Source organism: Streptomyces sp. NPDC006450 (assembly GCF_040612195.1).
Lineage (GTDB): Bacteria > Actinomycetota > Actinomycetes > Streptomycetales > Streptomycetaceae > Streptomyces.
In genome coordinates this window covers 1-1,599 of record NZ_JBEXPT010000268.1, presented here as the reverse complement: position 1 = coordinate 1,599, position 1,599 = coordinate 1, and the positions used below count along the sequence as shown (strand labels likewise).

The window sequence follows — 1,599 nt, the reverse complement described above, 5'->3', positions numbered from 1 at the left end:
TCCACCGCGTCGACGTCCGACGCCGACAGCCGGGCATTGGCCAGGGCCTGCCGGATCACCCGCTGCTGCGAAGGACCGTTCGGCGCCGTCAGACCATTGCTCGCACCATCCTGATTCACCGCCGTACCCCGCACGACAGCCAGCACCTTGTGGCCGTTCCGCTCGGCATCCGACAGACGCTCCACCAGGAGCATGCCTACGCCCTCGGACCACCCCGTACCGTCGGCCGAGGCAGCGAAGGACTTGCAGCGGCCGTCGGCCGCCAGGCCCTTCTGCCGGCTGAACTCCACGAAGCTCTCCGGCGTCGACATGACCGCGACACCACCGGCCAGCGCCAGGTCGCACTCGCCCGACCGCAGGGCCTGCGCCGCCAGGTGCAGGGCCACCAGCGACGACGAGCACGCCGTGTCCACCGACACCGACGGGCCCTCCAGACCGAGGGTGTACGACACCCGGCCCGAAACGATCGCGCCCGTGCTGCTGTTGTGCGCGTAGTCGTGGTACATGAGGCCGGCGAAGACGCCGGTCCGGCTGCCCTTGAGCGTCGTCGGATCGATGGCCGCCCGCTCCAGTACCTCCCACGAGGTCTCCAGGAGCAGCCGCTGCTGCGGGTCGATCACGAGGGCTTCGTTGGGGCTGATCCCGAAGAAATCCGCGTCGAACTCCGCGGCCCGGTGCAGGAATCCGCCCTCCCGCGTGTACGAGGTGTCAGGGCGTTCGCCGGACGGGTCGTAGAGGCTGTCCACGTCCCAGCCGCGGTCCGTCGGGAATCCGGAGACGGCGTCCACGCCGCCCTCGACGAGCCGCCACAGGTCCTCGGGCGATTCGACGCCGCCCGGGAAGCGGCAGGCCATGCCGACGATCGCGATCGGGTCCTCGCCCGTGTCCGCCGAAGCAGCCGTGGCGACCGCGGTACCGGCGGGCTCGGCCCCGTCCGACAGCTCGACCGCCAGCCAGCGCGCCAGCTCCAGCGGCGTCGGGTAGTCGAAGACCAGCGTCGCGGGCAGGCGTACGCCGAGCTCCGATCCCAGCGCGTTGCGGAACTCCACGGCGGTCAGCGAGTCGAAGCCGAGCTCGCCGAAGGCACGCTCCGGGTCCACGGACACCGCCGAGGCATGCCCCAGTACGGCCGCGGCCGAGGCGCAGACCACGCCCGACAGCAGCGAGACCCGCTCGCGCTCCGACAGCCCCGCCAGCCGCGCCCGCACACCACTGCCGACAGCGCCCCGCGCCCGGCGGCGACGGCCGGCCGGAACCAGCCGCCCGAACACCGTGGGCAGGTCTTCGGCCTGCCTGCGCAGCGCGGGCCAGTCCCACGTGGCGGCGACCAGCGCCCCGGCGCCCACCGCGAGACCGGCGTCGAGGAGGGCGAGCCCCGACTCCTCGGTCAGGGGGACGAAGCCGCCGCGCGAGATGCGGGACCGGTCGGCGGAGCTGAGCTCGCCGCCCATGCCGGCGCCGACGGACCACAGACCCCAAGCCAACGACAGACCCGGCAACCCCAACACACGACGATGCGCAGCAAGCCCGTCCAAGTACGCGTTCGCCGACGCATACGCCGCCTGCCCCGCATTACCCAACACACCGGCCAACGACGAA

1 protein-coding gene is annotated in these 1,599 nt (G+C 72.5%); it reads right to left on the bottom strand.

Annotated features, from left to right (window positions below; translation table 11 throughout):
• On the bottom strand, positions 1-1,599 hold a 1,599-nt coding region (locus ABZY57_RS32725), incomplete at both ends, for a beta-ketoacyl synthase N-terminal-like domain-containing protein (protein ID WP_356518183.1).